This is a genomic window from Microbacterium aurantiacum (assembly GCF_002872075.1).
In the GTDB taxonomy this organism is placed as follows: Bacteria; Actinomycetota; Actinomycetes; order Actinomycetales; family Microbacteriaceae; genus Microbacterium; species Microbacterium aurantiacum_A.
Window position 1 is genome coordinate 96,768 of record NZ_PGGU01000005.1, and the last position, 16,621, is coordinate 113,388.

A 16,621-nucleotide genomic window follows, 5' to 3' on the forward strand; every position below is an offset into this window, starting at 1 on the left:
GAGTCGGGCCGGTTCAGCCGATCGAGGACAGGCTCTCGAGCGTCTTCGCGACCGCATCCGCCAGTTCGCGGCCCTTCAGCTCGAAATGCCGGCCGAAGTAGTCCCTGTGCTCCTGGTGCTCATGGAAGTTGTGGGGTGTGAGCACGCCCGAGAACACGGGGACATCCGACTCGAGCTGCACGCGCATCAGGGAGTCGACGACCGTGGAGGCGACGAAGTCGTGACGGTAGATGCCGCCGTCGACCACGAGAGCACATGTCGCGATGGCGTCGTAGCCGCCACTTCGAGCCAATCGTTGCACGTGCAGCGGGATCTCGAAAGCACCGGGGACGCGGATCACCCCCACGTCCTCGAAGCCGAGCGACGCGAGTCGTGCGCCGAAGGACACGACGGCCCGCTCCACGATGTCTGCGTGCCATTCGGCGGCGACGATGGCGATTCTGGACATGATGATCGTTCCCTTCGTCCTCTTCCATCCGGACTCTGACCGTCGGCCCCGGAATCACACCGGGTCTGCGGGCTCCACCGTGGAATCCGCTCGCGGGCTTCGCGGACGAGCCGCGTCACCGCCGGTGGGGAATCTCGCCCCGCCCTGAGGACATACGGCACGAGAGTACCAGTGTCGCCTCACGGCGCCTGATGACCGCCCCGGTTCCAGCGGTACTCGGTTTCGGGACGCCCGCGAGCGCCGTAGCGCGCTGTGCGCCTCAGCGTCCCCTCGGCCACGAGGTGTTCCAGATAGCGACGCGCCGCGACGCGTGACATGCCGAGGATCTCGCCGACCTCGCTCGCCGAGAGTGCGTCTGAAGACCGCATCGCCGCCGTGATGCTCTCCAGCGAGGCCGGGGACAGGCCCTTCGGCACCGGGATCGATCCGGTCGGCCGCGCCGCGCCCAGGAGGGCGTCGATCTCGGCCTGCGTCGCTTCTCCATCTGTCGAGTGCGACTGCGCGAGGTAGGCGCGATACTGCTCGAGTCGCTCGCGGAACGTCGCGAAGGTGAACGGCTTCACCAGGTACTGGAAGACGCCGAGAGCGGCCATCTGACGCACGACCTCGGCGTCTCGCACGCCGGTGATGGCGATGACGTCCACGGCGGCGGAGCGCGCGCGCAGCGTACGCAGCACATCGAGCCCTGAGCCGTCCGGCATCGTCATGTCCAGGAGCACGAGGTCGATCGGGCGCTCGATGGCTTGATCGAGTACAGCGGTGAGCGCGGCCCTCGCGCCCGTGCATTCGCCGGCCACGGTGAACCCGTCGAGGCGGTCGATGTAGTCGCGGTGGAGTTCCAGTGTCAGGAGATCGTCGTCCACGAGCAGGGTGCGGATCATGGCTTCCTCCGTGCGGACGAAGCAGCGGGCAGCGTGACGTGGAATGTGGTCGGGTCACCCGTGATCCGCACCGAACCACCCGCCTCTGCGACGACCGACCGGACGAGAGCCAGGCCGACTCCGCGTCCCTGCGAGCCGGACGGCTTGGTGGAGTAGCCGTGGGTGAAGATCTGCTCGCGCAGGCCGTCGGGAACCCCGGAGCCGCTGTCGGAGACCCCGATCAGCAGCGCGCCCTCATCGGTGCGGCTCAGGGACACCTCCACCCACCGATCGGAGGCCTCCACGGCGGCATCCATGGCGTTGTCGATGAGGTTGCCCAGCACCGAGACGCTGTCGACGGTGGAGAGCGACGAACGCGGAGCGTCCGGCTCGATGCGCGCACGCCAGTCGATGCCCCGCTCCTTGGCCTGCGACGCCTTTCCCAGTAGAAGCGCGCCGACGGCGGGGTCGCCGTGGCGGCGAGCGGTGACCTGGTCCACGAGGGACTGGCTCTGACGAGAAGTCTCGGTGAGGATCTCGATCGCCTCTTCGGTGCGGCCCAGCTCCAGCAGCGCGACGGCGGTGTGCATCCGATTGCCATGCTCATGGGTCTGGGCGCGCAATGCCTCGCCGAGCGTTCGGATGGACTCGTAGGACGAGACGGCATCCCGCAGCTGTCCCGGCGGCAGGTCGCCGGCGATGCGCCGCGTGAAGCGCCGGGCGAGCCACGCACCGATCACGCCGACCGCAAGCACCGACATCGCGACGCCGAGCGACAGCGGCAGGCGCCGCACGAGGGTCTCGGCGATCGATTCCACGGTCACTCCGGCGGCGACCCAGCCGATCAGAGCTTCGCCCCCCGGGGAAAGGATCGGCACGATCGTCCGCACGGATGGTCCGAGGGTGCCGGTGAACACCTCCGTGCGCGGCTCGGGGGCGGCGGGGATCGTGCCCAGGTACCGGCCGCCGATCTCGTCGGGGTCCGGATGCGTGATGCGCACGCCGTCCGGCGTCATCACCGTGATGAAGTCGAGGCCGGCGGCGTCCGCCACGTCCAGGACGTACGGTTCGAGCGCACGCGTCGCAGCATCGAGGTCGCCGGCGGCGAGCGCGTCGATCGCGGCGGGCGATTCCGCGATCGCGATGGCTGTCGCGCTCGTGACGCGTTCCGCCTCGGCGTGCGTCGCACGCTGCGCCTCGATCACCAGGAAGACGGCCACCAGAGCGCCCACCAGCACGCCGACGAGGAGCAGGACGATGAACACGCGAGATGCGGCGCTTCGAGCCTCGGAGGCGCGTGCCATCGAAACTCCTTCGGCTCGTGACGTGTTCGCCAGTGACCAATACGACCACAAATGGTGCCTCTGTGTGAAGTCGATGACGCTGTTCCTACCGTCGGCGTTGACGCAGGCGGCCATGTGACGACGAAGTTCATGTTCAAGGAGGACACGATGGCCATCACGACGGGATTCTCTCTCCCCGGGTACAACTCGCGACGCGGCAAGCAGGCCTGGGACCGGCACACCTGGCTGTACGTCTCGGTGATCATCGCCGTCGTGCTCGGCGCGGCGGTGGGACTCATCTGGCCCGAGGTCGGCCAGAGCTTCGAGCCCCTCGGCAAGGGCTTCGTCGCCCTGATCAAGATGATGATCGCCCCGATCATCTTCTGCACGATCGTCGTCGGAGTCGGATCGATCGCCAAGGCCGCCACGGTCGGCAAGATCGGCGGCCTCGCACTGCTGTACTTCATGGTGATGTCGACGTTCGCCCTCGCCATCGGTCTCGTGGTGGGCAACATCATCCACCCCGGCGCGGGGCTCGACATGACCTCCTCCACCTACGACGGGGAGACGGGGGAGGCGAAGACGACCCAGGAGTTCATCCTCGGCATCATCCCGACCACCTTCTTCTCTGCCTTCACCGGCGAGAGCGTGCTGCAGGTGCTGTTCATCGCGCTGCTGGCCGGCTTCGCTCTGCAGGGCCTCGGCGACCGCGGCGCCCCGATCATGGATGCGGTGAAGAACCTGCAGAAGCTGGTCTTCCGCATCCTCGGGATGATCCTCTGGCTCGCACCGCTCGGCGCGTTCGGTGCGATCGCCGCCGTCGTCGGGAAGACCGGCATCGCCGCGATCTGGAGCCTCGGCATCCTGATGATCGCGTTCTACGTCACCTGCATCCTCTTCATCGCGGTCGTCCTCGGGACGCTGCTCTGGGTCGTGACGCGGGTCAACATCCTCAGCCTCATGAAGTACCTGGGGCGGGAGTACCTGCTGATCGTCGGCACGTCGTCGTCGGAGTCGGCGCTGCCACGACTGATCGCGAAGATGGAGCACGTCGGCGTCTCGAAGCCCGTCGTCGGGATCACCGTTCCCACCGGCTACTCGTTCAACCTGGACGGCACGGCGATCTACCTCACCATGGCCTCCCTCTTCATCGCGACGGGGATGGGGCAGCCGATGTCGATCGGCGAGCAGATCGGCCTGCTGGTGTTCATGATCATCGCGAGCAAGGGCGCAGCCGGTGTCACGGGTGCGGGACTCGCGACCCTCGCCGGTGGTCTCCAGGCCTACCGGCCCGACCTCGTCGACGGCGTGGGCGTGATCGTCGGCATCGACCGGTTCATGTCGGAGGGCCGCGCGCTGACCAACTTCACCGGCAACGCGGTGGCGACACTGCTCATCGGCACCTGGACGAAGCAGATCGACCGCGACAGGGTCCGGCAGGTGCTGAGCGGCGAGCTTCCGTTCGACGAATCTTCGCTCGACGGCGTCGATGAGCACGGCATGTCCGATGAGCGTCAGGCCGCCGATACCCAGGAACTCGGCGAGTCGGCGCTGGCCGAGATGGCGGCCAAGGAGCAGCGGGCGCGGGAGCGCGTCTCCGGGCGCTGAGCCGCACCGACCCAAGTGGTGAAGGATGCGGGAGCAGGCGGACGCCTGCTCCCGCATCCTTCATGCGGTCAACCGCTCTTGCGTCGGAACTCGCGCCGCGTCTGCGGGGCTGCGGGGCCACCGTGCACGGCGGAATCGCCGTCGAGGTGAGCCTCGCCCTGCCGGTGGTGCGCGTTCTTCTTCTCGAGCGCTTCCTTGAACTTGCGCTTCATGTCCTCAGAGGAGGAGGCGCTTTCTTCGGTGCTCATGCTGGTCAGCCTATGTCACCGCGATGGCCGAGGGGGAGATCACGTCCGCATCCGCCGGAGGATCAGGTCGATGAGAAGCCCGATTCCGACGGCGATGACGATGGATGCGGGCACGGCCACGAGCGGCCCACCGGGGACGATCGCGGCGACCGCAGCACCGACCGACGCCTGGTAGACGGCCCAGCCGGTGGCTGCGACCGCGACGAGAGCGAGGTAGCGCGGCGGGTGGATGCGGGACGCCCCCGCGACGAGATTGATCGCCAGGCGGGCGAACGGCACGAATCGCGCGGTGAACAGCACCGTCGCCGTCCCGCTGTCCAGGCGCCGTCTGGCCCAGTCCAGAGCGAGCTGCACGCGCGGCACCCGCATCCAGCGCCACCGCTCGGTGCCCACCGCCCGTCCGATCAGGTAGCAGGTGACATCGCCGAGCGTCGCGGCTACGGCAGCGCAGACGATCACCGCCGGCAACGGCGGTGCGCCGTTCGTCACTGACAAGGCGCCGAGAGCGGTGACCGCGATCTCACCGGGGATCACCACGAAGAACGCGTCGCCGAGGACGAGGAGGCTCATCAGGACGAGAGCCCAGGGTCCGGTCAGCAGTTCGGCGAGGACGTCGGTCGGCACGTGGTCAACTGTGCGGGTTCCGGGTGAACGGGAACCAAAGAGCGGATAGCCGGTGACCGGCGTTCCAGCATCCGGTGAACATCTGGTGGCCGGGGCCGATTCCGGTGTTCGTCCTGCGACCGCACCCCCATCCTGAGGGTGTGAGAGTCGCGATCGTGACAGAGTCCTTCCTTCCGCACATGAATGGCGTCACCGGTTCGGTGCTGCAGATCCTGCGGCATCTCGAACGCACCGGCCACGACGCCCACGTCATCGCACCGATCGCCACAGGCATCCCCGGCGAAGTGAGCGGTGCCGTGATCGAGCCGATCCCCAGCCTGGCGCTGCCCGGATACCGGAACGTCCGCGTCGGCACATCGCCGGCTCATCGCGTGGCTGCGTCGCTGCGTCGCTTCCAGCCGGACGTCGTTCATCTCGCGTCGCCGTTCGCGCTCGGGTGGCGCGGCGTTCTCGCCGCCGAGCGGCTCGGCGTGGCATCCGTGGCGGCGTACCAGACCGACGTGGCCGCGTACACGGAGCGCTACCGGATCGCGGCGACCACCGGCCTCGCGCAGTCGCACATCGCCCGGCTGCATCGCCGGGCGACCCTCACCCTGGTGCCGTCGGGGGAGTCCGCACAGCAGCTGGAGAGACTCGGCGTCGATCGGATGCGCCGCTGGGGGCGCGGGGTCGACGCCGAGCGGTTCCAGCCGGAGCGGCGCTCGGGCAGTCTGCGCTCGCAGTGGGATGCAGACGTCGTGGTCGGCTACGTCGGCCGACTGGCCCCGGAGAAGCAGGTGCAGGATCTCGCCGTGCTGCAGACCATCCCGGGGGTCCGGCTCGTCATCGTCGGCGACGGGCCGGCACGTGCGCAGCTCGAGGCTCTCCTGCCGCGCGCTCTGTTCCTCGGCCATCTCGACGGTGATGCGCTCGCCGCGGCTATGGCCTCGTTCGACGTCTTCGTGCACCCGGGGGAGAGCGAGACCTTCGGGCAGACGCTCCAGGAGGCGCACGCGAGCGGGATCCCGGTGGTCGCCACGGGGCGCGGGGGCCCGCTCGATCTTGTGCGGATGGGAATCGACGGGTGGTTGTACCGCCCCGGCGACTTCGACGATCTGAGGATGCGGGTGGCGGACCTCGTCGGCGATGCGCGGAAGCGGCGTGCATTCGGCGAGGCGGGCCGCGTCGCCGTGCAGGGGCGGTCCTGGGCGAGCGTCTGCGACCAGCTTCTCGGGCACTTCGAAGAGGCACGCGCGCTGCGGACTATCGACTCCGGGCTCCGCGCCCGGCGCGCGGTGCGTCCGGAGATGGCGAAGGTCGCGCCGCCGACGCGATGGCAGAGGTACATCGCGCTCGGCGATTCGCTGACGGAGGGACTCTGCGACCCTGCACCGGACGGGGCGCTGCGAGGCTGGGCGGATCGTCTGGCTCTGCTGCTGGCGGCGCGCGGCGGCCTGCACTACGCGAACCTCGCCATCCGTTCGAAGCGGGTCTCGGACGTCTGCGGCTCTCAGCTGGAACGTGCCCTGGAGCTGCGTCCCGACCTGGTCTCGATCCTGATCGGCGCGAACGACCTGGTGAAGCATCGCGTCGACATCACCGCGCTCGCCGGGCGTCTAGAGGATGCGGTGTCGCGGCTCCGGGGGATCGGCGCCGACGTCCTGCTGGTGACGCCGTTCCTGCCGGGGCGTCGTGCCGCATCGATCTACACCGCACGCTTCGCCGCATTCGCCACCCTGCTCACGGGGATCGCCGCGCGTACCGGCGCGATCCTCATCGACACCGACCTGCACCCGTCGCTCGGGGATCGGGGGAACTGGGGCGAGGATCTGGTCCATCTGAGCAGCCGAGGGCATCGGTTCCTCGCCTATCGGGCCGGTGAGGTGCTCGGCGTGCCGCACGCCGACGCCCTGGGCGCACTCGATGCCGCGTTGCACGAGCACGAGTCGCTCAGCACCGGTCTGTGGTGGCGGCGTCACGCGCTGCCGTGGGTCTGGCGGCGGCTGCATGGGCGCGCCGCGGGCGACGGGCGGGTCGCGAAGCACGACGACTACGTCTATCTCGGTCGCACGCCGGTGAGGGAAGGAGTCCGCGTGCACTGATGCTGTAGACGCGGGCCCCCGCTCGCGGCGGAATCTCGGGATCCCGCTGGTAGGCTGGATGCGGTTGCCTTCGGGCATCCGCTCAATTTCACACACATATACGGAGCGGTCGGCGGAGAAGCTGGTCCCCTGTGGTGGGTTCCTCGGCAGAGATGCGCCGGGTGGCTTTCTACTGGTGGCCAGCGCAGGCGACATTCGCGGGAATGCCCGCGCGCCCATATCTGCCCGTATCCGCTCCTTCGCGAACACGCTCGCGCGTCATACGGATTCGCGAGTCTAAACAAAGAAGGAGAGACCTCTTGGAAGGTCCTGAAATCACCGCCACCGAGGCCGTTCTCGACAACGGCCGCTTCGGCACCCGCACCATCCGCTTCGAGACCGGCCGCCTCGCGCAGCAGGCTCAGGGCGCAGTCGCCGCGTACCTCGACGACGAGACCATGCTCCTCTCGGCCACCAGCGCAGGCAAGCACCCGCGCGAGGGCTTCGACTTCTTCCCGCTGACGGTCGACGTCGAGGAGCGTTCCTACGCCGCCGGCAAGATCCCCGGCTCGTTCTTCCGCCGCGAGGGTCGCCCCTCCACCGAGGCCATCCTCGTCTGCCGTCTGATCGACCGTCCGCTGCGTCCGTCGTTCGTCGACGGTCTCCGCAACGAGGTCCAGATCGTCATCACGGTCCTCTCCATCGCTCCGGGCGAGTTCTACGACGCGCTCGCGATCAACGCGGCTTCCGCCTCGACGCAGATCTCCGGTCTGCCGTTCTCGGGTCCCGTCGCCGGTGTCCGCCTGGCGTTCATCGCAGGTCAGGGCGAGCACGCCGACCAGTGGGTCGCGTTCCCGACCGCCGAGCAGGTCTCTGAGGCCGTGTTCGACCTGATCGTCGCCGGTCGTGTCGTCACCAAGGCCGATGGCACGGAAGACGTCGCCATCATGATGGTCGAAGCCGAGGCCACCGAGGGCAGCTGGAACCTGATCAAGGCCGGCGCCACCAAGCCGAACGAAGAGATCGTCGCCCAGGGCCTCGAGGCCTCGAAGCCGTTCATCGCTCAGCTGGTCAAGGCTCAGGCCGAGCTCGCCGCGACCGCGTCGAAGGAGCCGGGCGTCTACCCGGTCTTCCTGCCGTACAGCCAGGAGGTCTACGACTTCGTCGCGGGTCGCTCCTACGACGACCTCGTCGGCGTCTACCAGATCGCCGACAAGAAGGACCGTCAGAACGCGGATGACGCGATCAAGGACCGCGTCCGGGCCCAACTCATCGAGGCCGTCGAGGCGGGCGAACTGCCCGCCGGCGCTCCGCTCGAGTTCTCGGCCGCCTACAAGTCGGTCACGAAGAAGATCGTCCGCGGACGCATCCTCACCGAGAGCGTCCGCATCGACGGCCGCGGTCTGGCCGACATCCGTCCGCTCGACGCCGAGGTGCAGGTCATCCCGCGCGTGCACGGCTCCGCGATCTTCCAGCGCGGCGAGACCCAGATCATGGGTGTCACCACGCTGAACATGCTCAAGATGGAGCAGCAGATCGACTCGCTGTCGCCGACCACGAGCAAGCGCTACATGCACCACTACAACTTCCCGCCCTACTCGACCGGTGAGACCGGCCGAGTGGGTTCGCCGAAGCGTCGCGAGATCGGGCACGGCTTCCTCGCCGAGCGCGCGCTCGTGCCGGTGCTGCCGAGCCGCGAGGAGTTCCCGTACGCGATCCGTCAGGTGTCTGAGGCTCTCAGCTCCAACGGCTCGACGTCGATGGGCTCGGTGTGCGCCTCGACCCTTTCGCTGCTGAACGCGGGCGTGCCGCTGCGCGCTCCCGTCGCCGGCATCGCGATGGGCCTCGTCTCCGACGAGGTCGACGGTGAGACCCGCTACGCGGCGCTGACCGACATCCTGGGTGCTGAGGACGCTCTCGGCGACATGGACTTCAAGGTCGCCGGTACCGGTGAGTTCATCACCGCCATCCAGCTCGACACGAAGCTCGACGGCATCCCGACGTCGGTTCTCGCCGGTGCGCTGACCCAGGCACGCGACGCGCGCCTGACGATCCTCAACGTCCTGAACTCCGCGATCGACGCTCCCGACGAGATGGCGCCCACCGCGCCGCGCGTCATCAGCGTGCAGATCCCCGTCGACAAGATCGGCGAGCTGATCGGCCCGAAGGGCAAGACGATCAACGCGATCCAGGACGAGACCGGCGCGCAGATCTCCATCGAGGAGGACGGCACCGTCTACATCGGCGCCACCGACGGGCCGTCGGCCGAGGCCGCGCGCGCGCAGGTCAACGCCATCGCGAACCCGACCAACCCCGAGGTCGGCGAGCAGTTCCTGGGTACGGTCGTCAAGATCGCCACCTTCGGCGCCTTCGTCTCGCTGCTTCCGGGCAAGGACGGCCTCCTGCACGTCACCGAGGTGCGCAAGCTCGCCGGTGGCAAGCGGGTCGAGAACGTCGAGGACGTGCTCTCCGTCGGTCAGAAGATCCTCGTCAAGATCACGAAGATCGACGACCGCGGCAAGCTGTCGCTCGAGCCCGTCGTGGAGGAGACTGCTGCAGCGGATGCTGCGCCTGTCGACGCTGCTCCGGCAGAAGCTGCTGCCGAGTAAGCACTGACGTACACGAGACCCGGGTTTCGGTCGGAGACGACCGGAACCCGGGTCTTCGTCGTGTCCGGCGTGACCAAACCGTTATCGGAAGTTTTCGCGCCGTTCGCCGGATTGGACGGGCGGTTCGAAGATGTCGCTTACCCTCGAAGTACGCACCGGGGGGTGCATTCGGTAGTACGCAAGCCGGGGTGAGACCCGGCTGACGCGGGGGTGAAGAGTATGCGGTTGTTCAGTGCAGGGGCAGGAGCCTCCACTGAGCGCGCATCAGAGGAGCTCTCCGAGCACCCGTCCGCCCCGATTCCGGTCGTCGGTCCCGGCGTGGGCGAGACCATCCGCGTTCCGCTGGGCGAGACTGGCTTCGAGACGTTCCCGATGATGCTGGGCGCCGCCGAGTTCGGCTGGAACGTCGACCTCGAGACCAGTCACGGCATCCTCGATCGCTATATCGAGTTCGGCGGCAACGCCATCCACACGGCTGATGGGTTCTCCGGCGGACGCAGCGAGCACATCATCGGGCAGTGGCTGCGTTCCCGCGGTCACCGCGACCGGGCGCTTCTCAGTGTGCGCATCGGCGCGCACGCCGACAACCCCGGCCTCGGCTCGGTGAACCTGGTCCGCGCGGTCGAGGGTTCGCTCACGCGCCTAGGAGTCGACCGCATCGACGTGCTCTACCTCGATGCGACGCTCGACGTCACCACGAACCTCGAGGACACTCTGGCGACTGTGGAATGGCTCGTGGATGCCGGAAAGATCGGCGCCGTCGGCGCCTTCGGCTTCGCACCGGAGCGGCTGGTCGAGGCGCGCATCCTCGCGGCCGCAGGGTACCCACGCATCCAGGTGATCGATGCGCCGTACAACCTCGTGCGCCGTCAGCCCTTCGAAGGCGACCTCCGTCTGGTCGCGGGTGCCCAGAATCTCGCCGTCACGCCCTCGCACGCGCTGGAGCATGGCTTCCTCTCCGGACGCCACCGCAGGAAGGCGACGACGTCGCAGGGCGTCAGAGGCGAGCAGCTCCGCGGGCAGTTGAACCGGCGCGGCATCCGCATCCTTCGTGCCCTCGACCAGGTCGCCGAAGACCTCGCGGTGCCGGTCGCGGCGGTCTCGATCGCGTGGCTGCTCGCGCAGCGGACCATCGTCGCACCCATCGTGAACACCTTCGCGACCGAGCACGTCGACGAGCTGATGCAGGGTGCCGGCGTCACGCTGTCGCGCGCACAGGTCGCCGACCTCAACCGCGTCGGGAACTGACCTCGCGTCATGCCCCTGTCACACGCGTGGCATATGGTGGATTGACGCCCGGCGAATGCCTGCGACGAAGCGAGTGGGTTTGTGACGCATTACATATATCTGGTCAGACACGGTGAACATCAGGATGCCGAGCACGGCCTGACCGATGGACCCCTCTCGCCTCGAGGACAGCGTCAGGCAGAGCTGATCGCCGACCGTCTCTCCGGACTGCCGCTCGACGCCGTGTGGCATTCTCCGCTGCTGCGGGCGAACGAGACGGCGCGGGCCGTCGCTGAGCGGCTGCCCTCCGTCGACCCCGAGCCGACGGCGCTGTTGTTCGACTGCGTGCCCACCGGCATGACCGAGGAGACCCCTGCGGCCTTCGAGCCGTTCTTCGGCTCGGTGACGGAGGCCGAGATCGAAGCCGGCCGCGCGCAGATGGCCGACGCCGTGAACGAGTTCCTCGTGCGCAAGACGGGTGAAGTGCACGAAGTGCTCATCACGCACAACTTCGTGATCTCCTGGTTCGTGCGCGAAGTGCTGGGAACGCCGGAGTGGCGCTGGATGACCTTGAATCAGGCGCACTGCGGTCTGACCGTCATCGCGCAGAAGCAGGGGCGCCCCTGGACGCTGCTGACCCACAACGACACGGGTCACCTGCCGGTCGAGCTGCGCACCGGCGTCCCCGACGCGATGCCGGTCTGATCCTCGACTGCAGGCGACGCCGCCGCGCCGCGCGGCCGGCTCCGTGCACGGCGAAATAGACTGAACCCATGACCACGCAGGTAGCACTCGTCGGCGGAACAGGCAAGCTCGGCACGATCATCCACGGCGTGATCGATGAGCTCGAGGGCTTCGAGGTCGCCCGGGTGCTGACGTCGTCGAGTGCGATGTCCGAACTGGACGGCGCCGATCTCGTCGTCGATGCCTCCACCCCGCAGGTGAGCATCGACATCGTGCGCGCAGCGGTCGAACGGGGCATCAACGTGCTGGTCGCGACCTCCGGCTGGTCGGCTGAGCGCATCGCGCTGATCCGACCCCTCGTCGACGCCGCCGGAACGGGCGCCGTCTTCATCCCGAACTTCTCGCTCGGTTCGGTGCTGGGTTCGGCACTCGCCGCCGCAGCCGCACCGTTCTTCGACTCGGCCGAGATCGTCGAGGCCCATCGGGAGACGAAGATCGACTCTCCCAGCGGTACCGCGGTCCGCACCGCCGAGCTCATCGCCGCGGCCCGGGCCGAGCAGGGCCCGGTGAGCGCGCCGCACGCCGACCAGCGCGCCCGGGGTCAGCAGGTCGGCACGGTGCCCATCCACTCGCTCCGGCGCCCAGGAGTCGTGGCGAAACAGGACGTGATCCTCGCGGGACCCGGTGAATCGCTGACGTTCACTCATGACACGGTCGATCCGGCGCTCGCTTATGCCCCCGGCATCCGGCTCGCCATACCGTTCGCGTTGAACGTCACCGGCGTCGTGGTGGGCCTGGAGAACATGATCGACATCGGCATCCGCTCGTGATGTCGCGCATCGGCGTCGGCGTGATGGGCGCTGCCCTGCTGCTCTACCTGGCTGTCGCAGTCTGGCTCGGAGTGATGTTCATCGCGGTCGGAGAACCGGTGGCGGTGGGGATGGGCATCGCTCTTCTCGTCCTGGGGGTGCTGAGCGGGTGGGCGCTCTTCCGTGAGATGCAGTTCGGCTTCGCTGCGGACCGGCTCGGACGCGCGCTCGACGCGGAGGGGGGCATGCCGGAGGCCGAGACCGAGCTCACACCCAGTGGTCGCGTCGCTCGGGCGGATGCGGAGCCGCTGGTGGCCCGATACACGGCCGAGGCGGATGCCGCGCCGGAGGACTGGCGTGCTCGATACCGTCTGGGCGTCGTTCAGGACGCGGCGGGGCGTCGCAAGGACGCCCGCGTCAGCATCCGTGAGGCGATCCGCCTGGAGCAGAGCGCCCGGAAGGTCACGCCAGAGTCGCCTCGAGCGTGATCTCGATCGCCGCCAGGGCCTGAGAGACCGGGCAGCCGGCCTTCGCGTCGTTCGCCAGTTCCTGGAACTTCTCCGGCGTGATGCCGGCGACGACGGCGTTCACGTTGAGGTGGCTGCCGGTGATGCCGGTGCCGGGCTTGAACGTCACGGACGCCGACGTGTTGAGGCGCTCCGGGGGAGTGCCGTTCTCGGCCAGCATGTTGGAGAACGCCATGCTGAAGCACGAGGCGTGCGCGGCGGCGATGAGCTCCTCCGGCGTGGTGGTCGTGTCGCTGCCCTCGCTGCGGGCCTTCCAGTTGATGGGGAAGGTTCCGAGGTTCGATGAGGAGAAGGCGACGGTGCCCGACCCCTCGAAGAGGGATCCGGTCCAGGTGGCTGCGGCTTCGCTCGTGACAGGCATGATTCCTCCGGTTCTCGCGCTGCTCGATGATGCGGTCGCGATCTCCCGCCAGCCTATCGAGCGAGCGGGGGCGAAGAAACCGGAGTCACGCGGTGGATGCTGCGCGACCGACGATTCCGGCGCGCTGCAGCAGCAGGTAGATCTGGCAGCCGAGGCAGAATGCGAACGCGGCGTTGAGGAAGGCGGCGATGAAGGCGGCGGCCGTGGCGATCGGCAGCGCCCACGGCACCCCGGCCAGGTGGAGGACGAGTCCGATGCCGACGACGAACAGGCCGACGCCCTGCGCGAAGCGCGGAGGACGCGGATCCTCCAGTTCGCTCGGAGGCCACAGCCGAGGACGGATGGCGCGGCGGAACAGCACGCCCCAGGGCGCCGTCGCCGGAGACACGACACTCCACAGGAAGAGGAGAGCGATCGCGAGGGCGAGCAGGAATCCGGGGTCGAGGGCGCGCTGCACGACGCCGACGGAGTGGACCGCCCAGTTGTCGCCGGCGATGAAGGCGAAGTCGGTGTTCGGGACGATGGCGAACCAGCCACCGGGAATCTTCGCGGTCGAGATCCCGATCAGTCCGAGGAAGGTCGCGAGGAGCAGCAGCGCTGCCGTGACGCTCGCGGCGAAGCGGGGGCCGCGCGGGTCGATGCCTGCGGGAGGGGTCATCTCTGCTCCTGTCTGCGCGCCTCAGACGGCGGCGAGGGCCTCGGTGAGCGCGTGCCGATGAGGCACGCCATGGAAACGGGCGCGGACGCGTCCTGCATCGTCCACGAGGAACGTGGTCGGCGTCTGCAGCACCTTGTACCGTGCCGACAGGTCGGGCCGATGCGTGAGGTCCACCTCGACGTGCCGGAGGCCGTCGTGGTGCTCGGCGTAGCTGTGCAGCATCCGCCGTACGTGCGGGCACCGCGTGCACATCTCGGTGCTGAACTGCACGAGCGTCGCCCTCGATCCTCGCGCGGATTCGGAGACGTCGGCGGGGTGGAGTCGCAGTTCGCCGGCATCCACCCGGCGTCCTTCCCGGCGGCGCAGCACGACGCCGAGGATCACGGTGAGCACGAGGAGTGCTCCCGCGACCGTGAGTGCGATTTCCGGCGACATGGATCGAGCGTACGGCGCGCCGAGGGTGCGAGGGCCGTTGTTTCCGTCGATGACGATCGGGCGCGCGCTCGCCCCTCCGCCACGTCGGTGCGGGTATCGTGGCAGTCATGAGCGCAGCCGTCCCGACGCCGTATGAAGACCTGCTCCGCGACGTGCTGGAGACCGGCACGCACAAGTCGGATCGCACCGGCACGGGGACGACGAGCGTCTTCGGACGGCAGATCCGGTTCGATCTCGCCAAGGGCTTCCCGCTCATCACGACGAAGCGCGTGCACTTCAAGTCGATCGCGTACGAGCTGCTCTGGTTCCTCCGCGGTGATTCGAACGTGCGCTGGCTGCAGGAGAACGGCGTCTCGATCTGGGACGAGTGGGCGGATGCCTCCGGCGATCTGGGTCCGGTCTACGGCGTGCAGTGGCGTTCGTGGCCGACCCCGGGCGGGGAGAGCATCGACCAGCTCGCCGACGTCATCGAGCAGATCCGTCGCACGCCCGACTCCCGTCGATTGATCGTCTCCGCCTGGAACCCGGCCGACATCCCGGACATGGCGCTCGCGCCCTGTCACGCGTTGTTCCAGTTCTACGTCGCCGACGGCAGGCTTTCCTGCCAGCTGTACCAGCGCAGCGCGGACCTGTTCCTCGGCGTCCCGTTCAACATCGCCTCCTACGCCCTGCTCACGATGATGATCGCGCAGCAGGTCGGTCTCGAACCCGGCGACTTCGTCTGGACCGGAGGTGACTGCCACATCTACGACAACCACGTCGAGCAGGTGCGGGAACAGCTCACGCGCGATCCGTACCCGTATCCGGCCCTCCGTTTCACGCGCACCCCCGAGTCGATCTCCGACTACCGCTTCGACGACTTCGTGGTGGAGGACTACCAGCATCACGCGCCGATCCGAGCGGCGGTGGCGGTATGACCTGGGTCGGCCTGGTCTGGGCCGAGGCAGACGGCGGGGTCATCGGCGCCGAGGGCGGCATGCCGTGGCATGTGCCGGAGGACATGGCGCACTTCAAGGAGGTCACCCTCGGTGCCCCCGTCGTGATGGGGCGCAAGACCTGGGATTCGCTGCCCGAGCGCTTCCGGCCGCTGTCGGGCCGCGAGAACATCGTGGTCACCCGCCAGCAGGATTGGGCGGCGGACGGAGCGCGCCGCGCGGCGACCGTCGCCGAGGCCGTGCGCGGACAGGATCGCGTGTGGATCATCGGCGGAGCCGAGATCTTCCGGCAGGTGATCGGCGATGCCGATCGGCTGGAGGTCACCGAACTCGATCTCCAGGTCCCGGGCGACGCCTACGCGCCGTCGAAGGCCGGATGGCGACTCGTCGACGAGGGGGAGTGGCAGACCTCTCGCTCCGGCGTCCGCTATCGCTTCCTGGGTTACGAGCGCTGATGCCCACCGCACTCATCACCGGAGCGAGCGCCGGGCTCGGAGCGGAGTTCGCCCGTCGACTCGCGCGTCGCCAGGCGGATCTGATCCTCGTGGCACGCTCGTCCGAGGCCCTCGAGTCGCTGGCATCCGAGTTGCGCAGAGCACACGGGGTCGCCGTCGAGGTCGTGCTCGCTGACCTCACCGATGAGGCGGATCTCGATCGGGTGGCGTCGCTGCTGACGGATGCCGATGCACCGGTCGACCTGCTCGTCAACAACGCCGGCTTCGGACTCTCGCTGCGGTTCGCCGACAACGATCTCGCCGACGAAGTGCGCCACCTGCGTCTGCACGTCGAGGCCCCGATGCGGTTGAGCCATGCCGCTCTGCAGGGGATGCGCGGTCGCGGCGGGCGGATCATCAACGTCGCATCGGTGGCGGCGTTCATCCCGCGTTCGACGTACTCCGCGTGCAAGGCATGGCTCGTCGGCTTCAGTCGCTGGGCGAACACGGAGTATGCCCGCGACGGCGTCAGCGTCACCGCGCTGTGCCCTGGGTTCACCCACACCTCCTTCCACGAGCGGATGGGGCTGCCGCCCGGGCAGGAAGGCGTTCCCGGCTTCATGTGGCTGGATGCTCGCGCCGTGGTGAGACAGGGACTTCGGGACGCCGCGCTCGGACGTTCCGTGTCGGTGCCGTCGTGGCGGTACAAGGCGATCGTCGCCCTGACACGCGTGCTCCCGTCTTCGCTGCTCGCCGGCGCCGGCCGGCGCGGACGCTTCTGAGATCGGTGGAGTCCGGGGTCGCGAGCCTT

The 16,621-nt window shown here is 68.5% G+C and carries 18 protein-coding genes and 1 riboswitch; of the genes, 10 read left to right on the plus strand and 8 right to left on the minus strand.

The window, feature by feature from the left end; all coding sequences use genetic code 11:
* Positions 1 to 13 precede the first annotated feature (13 nt).
* The 3 genes from CUR96_RS03380 to CUR96_RS03390 all read right to left on the minus strand — a co-directional run bounded on the left by CUR96_RS03380 (position 14) and on the right by CUR96_RS03390 (position 2,612).
* On the minus strand, positions 14 to 448 hold the full coding sequence (locus tag CUR96_RS03380; RefSeq protein WP_102192245.1) for a 6,7-dimethyl-8-ribityllumazine synthase: 435 nt from the start codon (positions 446 to 448) through the stop codon (positions 14 to 16).
* A gap of 12 nt (positions 449 to 460) precedes the next feature.
* Positions 461 to 604, minus strand: a riboswitch (FMN riboswitch).
* A gap of 23 nt (positions 605 to 627) precedes the next feature.
* Positions 628 to 1,329 carry a response regulator gene (locus CUR96_RS03385; RefSeq protein ID WP_102191884.1) on the minus strand — a complete coding sequence of 234 codons (702 nt, stop codon included), beginning with the start codon at positions 1,327 to 1,329 and terminating at the stop codon, positions 628 to 630.
* A complete protein-coding gene (locus tag CUR96_RS03390) occupies positions 1,326 to 2,612 on the minus strand; it encodes a sensor histidine kinase (RefSeq protein ID WP_102191885.1) in 1,287 nt (428 codons plus the stop codon). Before CUR96_RS03390 ends, CUR96_RS03385 begins: the two co-directional genes overlap by 4 nt.
* A 147-nt stretch (positions 2,613 to 2,759) precedes the next feature.
* On the opposite strand from CUR96_RS03390, the gene CUR96_RS03395 reads away from it, so the two are divergent.
* Positions 2,760 to 4,199 carry a cation:dicarboxylate symporter family transporter gene (locus CUR96_RS03395; protein WP_102192246.1) on the plus strand — a complete coding sequence of 480 codons (1,440 nt, stop codon included), beginning with the start codon at positions 2,760 to 2,762 and terminating at the stop codon, positions 4,197 to 4,199.
* A gap of 68 nt (positions 4,200 to 4,267) precedes the next feature.
* On the opposite strand, the gene CUR96_RS03400 is transcribed toward CUR96_RS03395, so the two are convergent.
* Together CUR96_RS03400 and CUR96_RS03405 are read right to left on the minus strand one after the other, a co-directional pair.
* Positions 4,268 to 4,447 (minus strand): DUF5302 domain-containing protein, encoded by a 180-nt coding sequence (locus tag CUR96_RS03400; protein ID WP_102191886.1) that lies wholly within the window; start codon positions 4,445 to 4,447, stop codon positions 4,268 to 4,270.
* Positions 4,448 to 4,486: 39 nt separating this feature from the next.
* Complete coding sequence (locus CUR96_RS03405) at positions 4,487 to 5,071, minus strand: DedA family protein (protein ID WP_245861069.1); 585 nt, start codon at positions 5,069 to 5,071, stop codon at positions 4,487 to 4,489.
* 155 nt (positions 5,072 to 5,226) lie between these two features.
* Between CUR96_RS03405 and CUR96_RS03410 the strand changes: the two genes are divergently transcribed.
* From CUR96_RS03410 to CUR96_RS03435, 6 genes are all read left to right on the plus strand, one after another.
* Positions 5,227 to 7,152, plus strand: coding sequence for a GDSL-type esterase/lipase family protein (locus tag CUR96_RS03410; RefSeq protein WP_245861070.1), 1,926 nt, complete (start codon positions 5,227 to 5,229; stop codon positions 7,150 to 7,152).
* A 299-nt stretch (positions 7,153 to 7,451) separates the two neighbouring features.
* Entirely contained in the window at positions 7,452 to 9,740 is a 2,289-nt protein-coding gene (locus tag CUR96_RS03415; RefSeq protein ID WP_102191887.1) for a polyribonucleotide nucleotidyltransferase, read from the plus strand.
* 219 nt (positions 9,741 to 9,959) lie between these two features.
* Positions 9,960 to 10,988, plus strand: coding sequence for an aldo/keto reductase (locus CUR96_RS03420; protein WP_102191888.1), 1,029 nt, complete (start codon positions 9,960 to 9,962; stop codon positions 10,986 to 10,988).
* Positions 10,989 to 11,069: 81 nt separating this feature from the next.
* Entirely contained in the window at positions 11,070 to 11,672 is a 603-nt protein-coding gene (locus tag CUR96_RS03425; protein WP_102191889.1) for a histidine phosphatase family protein, read from the plus strand.
* Positions 11,673 to 11,740: 68 nt separating this feature from the next.
* The gene (dapB, locus tag CUR96_RS03430; RefSeq protein ID WP_102191890.1) at positions 11,741 to 12,481 is read left to right on the plus strand and encodes a 4-hydroxy-tetrahydrodipicolinate reductase; all 741 of its coding nucleotides are present in this window, start codon (positions 11,741 to 11,743) and stop codon (positions 12,479 to 12,481) included.
* Complete coding sequence (locus CUR96_RS03435; RefSeq protein ID WP_102191891.1) at positions 12,481 to 12,948, plus strand: hypothetical protein; 468 nt, start codon at positions 12,481 to 12,483, stop codon at positions 12,946 to 12,948. Before dapB ends, CUR96_RS03435 begins: the two co-directional genes overlap by 1 nt.
* Here CUR96_RS03435 and CUR96_RS03440 read toward each other — a convergent pair.
* From CUR96_RS03440 to CUR96_RS03450, 3 genes are all read right to left on the minus strand, one after another.
* Positions 12,923 to 13,348 carry an OsmC family peroxiredoxin gene (locus CUR96_RS03440; protein WP_102191892.1) on the minus strand — a complete coding sequence of 142 codons (426 nt, stop codon included), beginning with the start codon at positions 13,346 to 13,348 and terminating at the stop codon, positions 12,923 to 12,925. The two genes, CUR96_RS03435 and CUR96_RS03440, sit on opposite strands and share 26 nt — an antisense overlap.
* An 85-nt stretch (positions 13,349 to 13,433) precedes the next feature.
* Entirely contained in the window at positions 13,434 to 14,006 is a 573-nt protein-coding gene (locus CUR96_RS03445) for a DUF4395 domain-containing protein (protein WP_102191893.1), read from the minus strand.
* Between the two features lie 21 nt (positions 14,007 to 14,027).
* Positions 14,028 to 14,441: a thioredoxin family protein gene (locus CUR96_RS03450; RefSeq protein WP_102191894.1), complete on the minus strand. Its 414-nt coding sequence runs from the start codon at positions 14,439 to 14,441 to the stop codon at positions 14,028 to 14,030.
* A gap of 107 nt (positions 14,442 to 14,548) precedes the next feature.
* Between CUR96_RS03450 and CUR96_RS03455 the strand changes: the two genes are divergently transcribed.
* The 3 genes from CUR96_RS03455 to CUR96_RS03465 are packed head-to-tail and all read left to right on the plus strand — an operon-like array spanning position 14,549 to position 16,592.
* On the plus strand, positions 14,549 to 15,358 hold the full coding sequence (locus tag CUR96_RS03455) for a thymidylate synthase (protein ID WP_102191895.1): 810 nt from the start codon (positions 14,549 to 14,551) through the stop codon (positions 15,356 to 15,358).
* Positions 15,355 to 15,831, plus strand: coding sequence for a dihydrofolate reductase (locus tag CUR96_RS03460; RefSeq protein WP_102191896.1), 477 nt, complete (start codon positions 15,355 to 15,357; stop codon positions 15,829 to 15,831). Before CUR96_RS03455 ends, CUR96_RS03460 begins: the two co-directional genes overlap by 4 nt.
* Positions 15,831 to 16,592, plus strand: coding sequence for an SDR family NAD(P)-dependent oxidoreductase (locus tag CUR96_RS03465; RefSeq protein ID WP_102191897.1), 762 nt, complete (start codon positions 15,831 to 15,833; stop codon positions 16,590 to 16,592). Before CUR96_RS03460 ends, CUR96_RS03465 begins: the two co-directional genes overlap by 1 nt.
* The last annotated feature ends 29 nt before the right edge of the window (positions 16,593 to 16,621 follow it).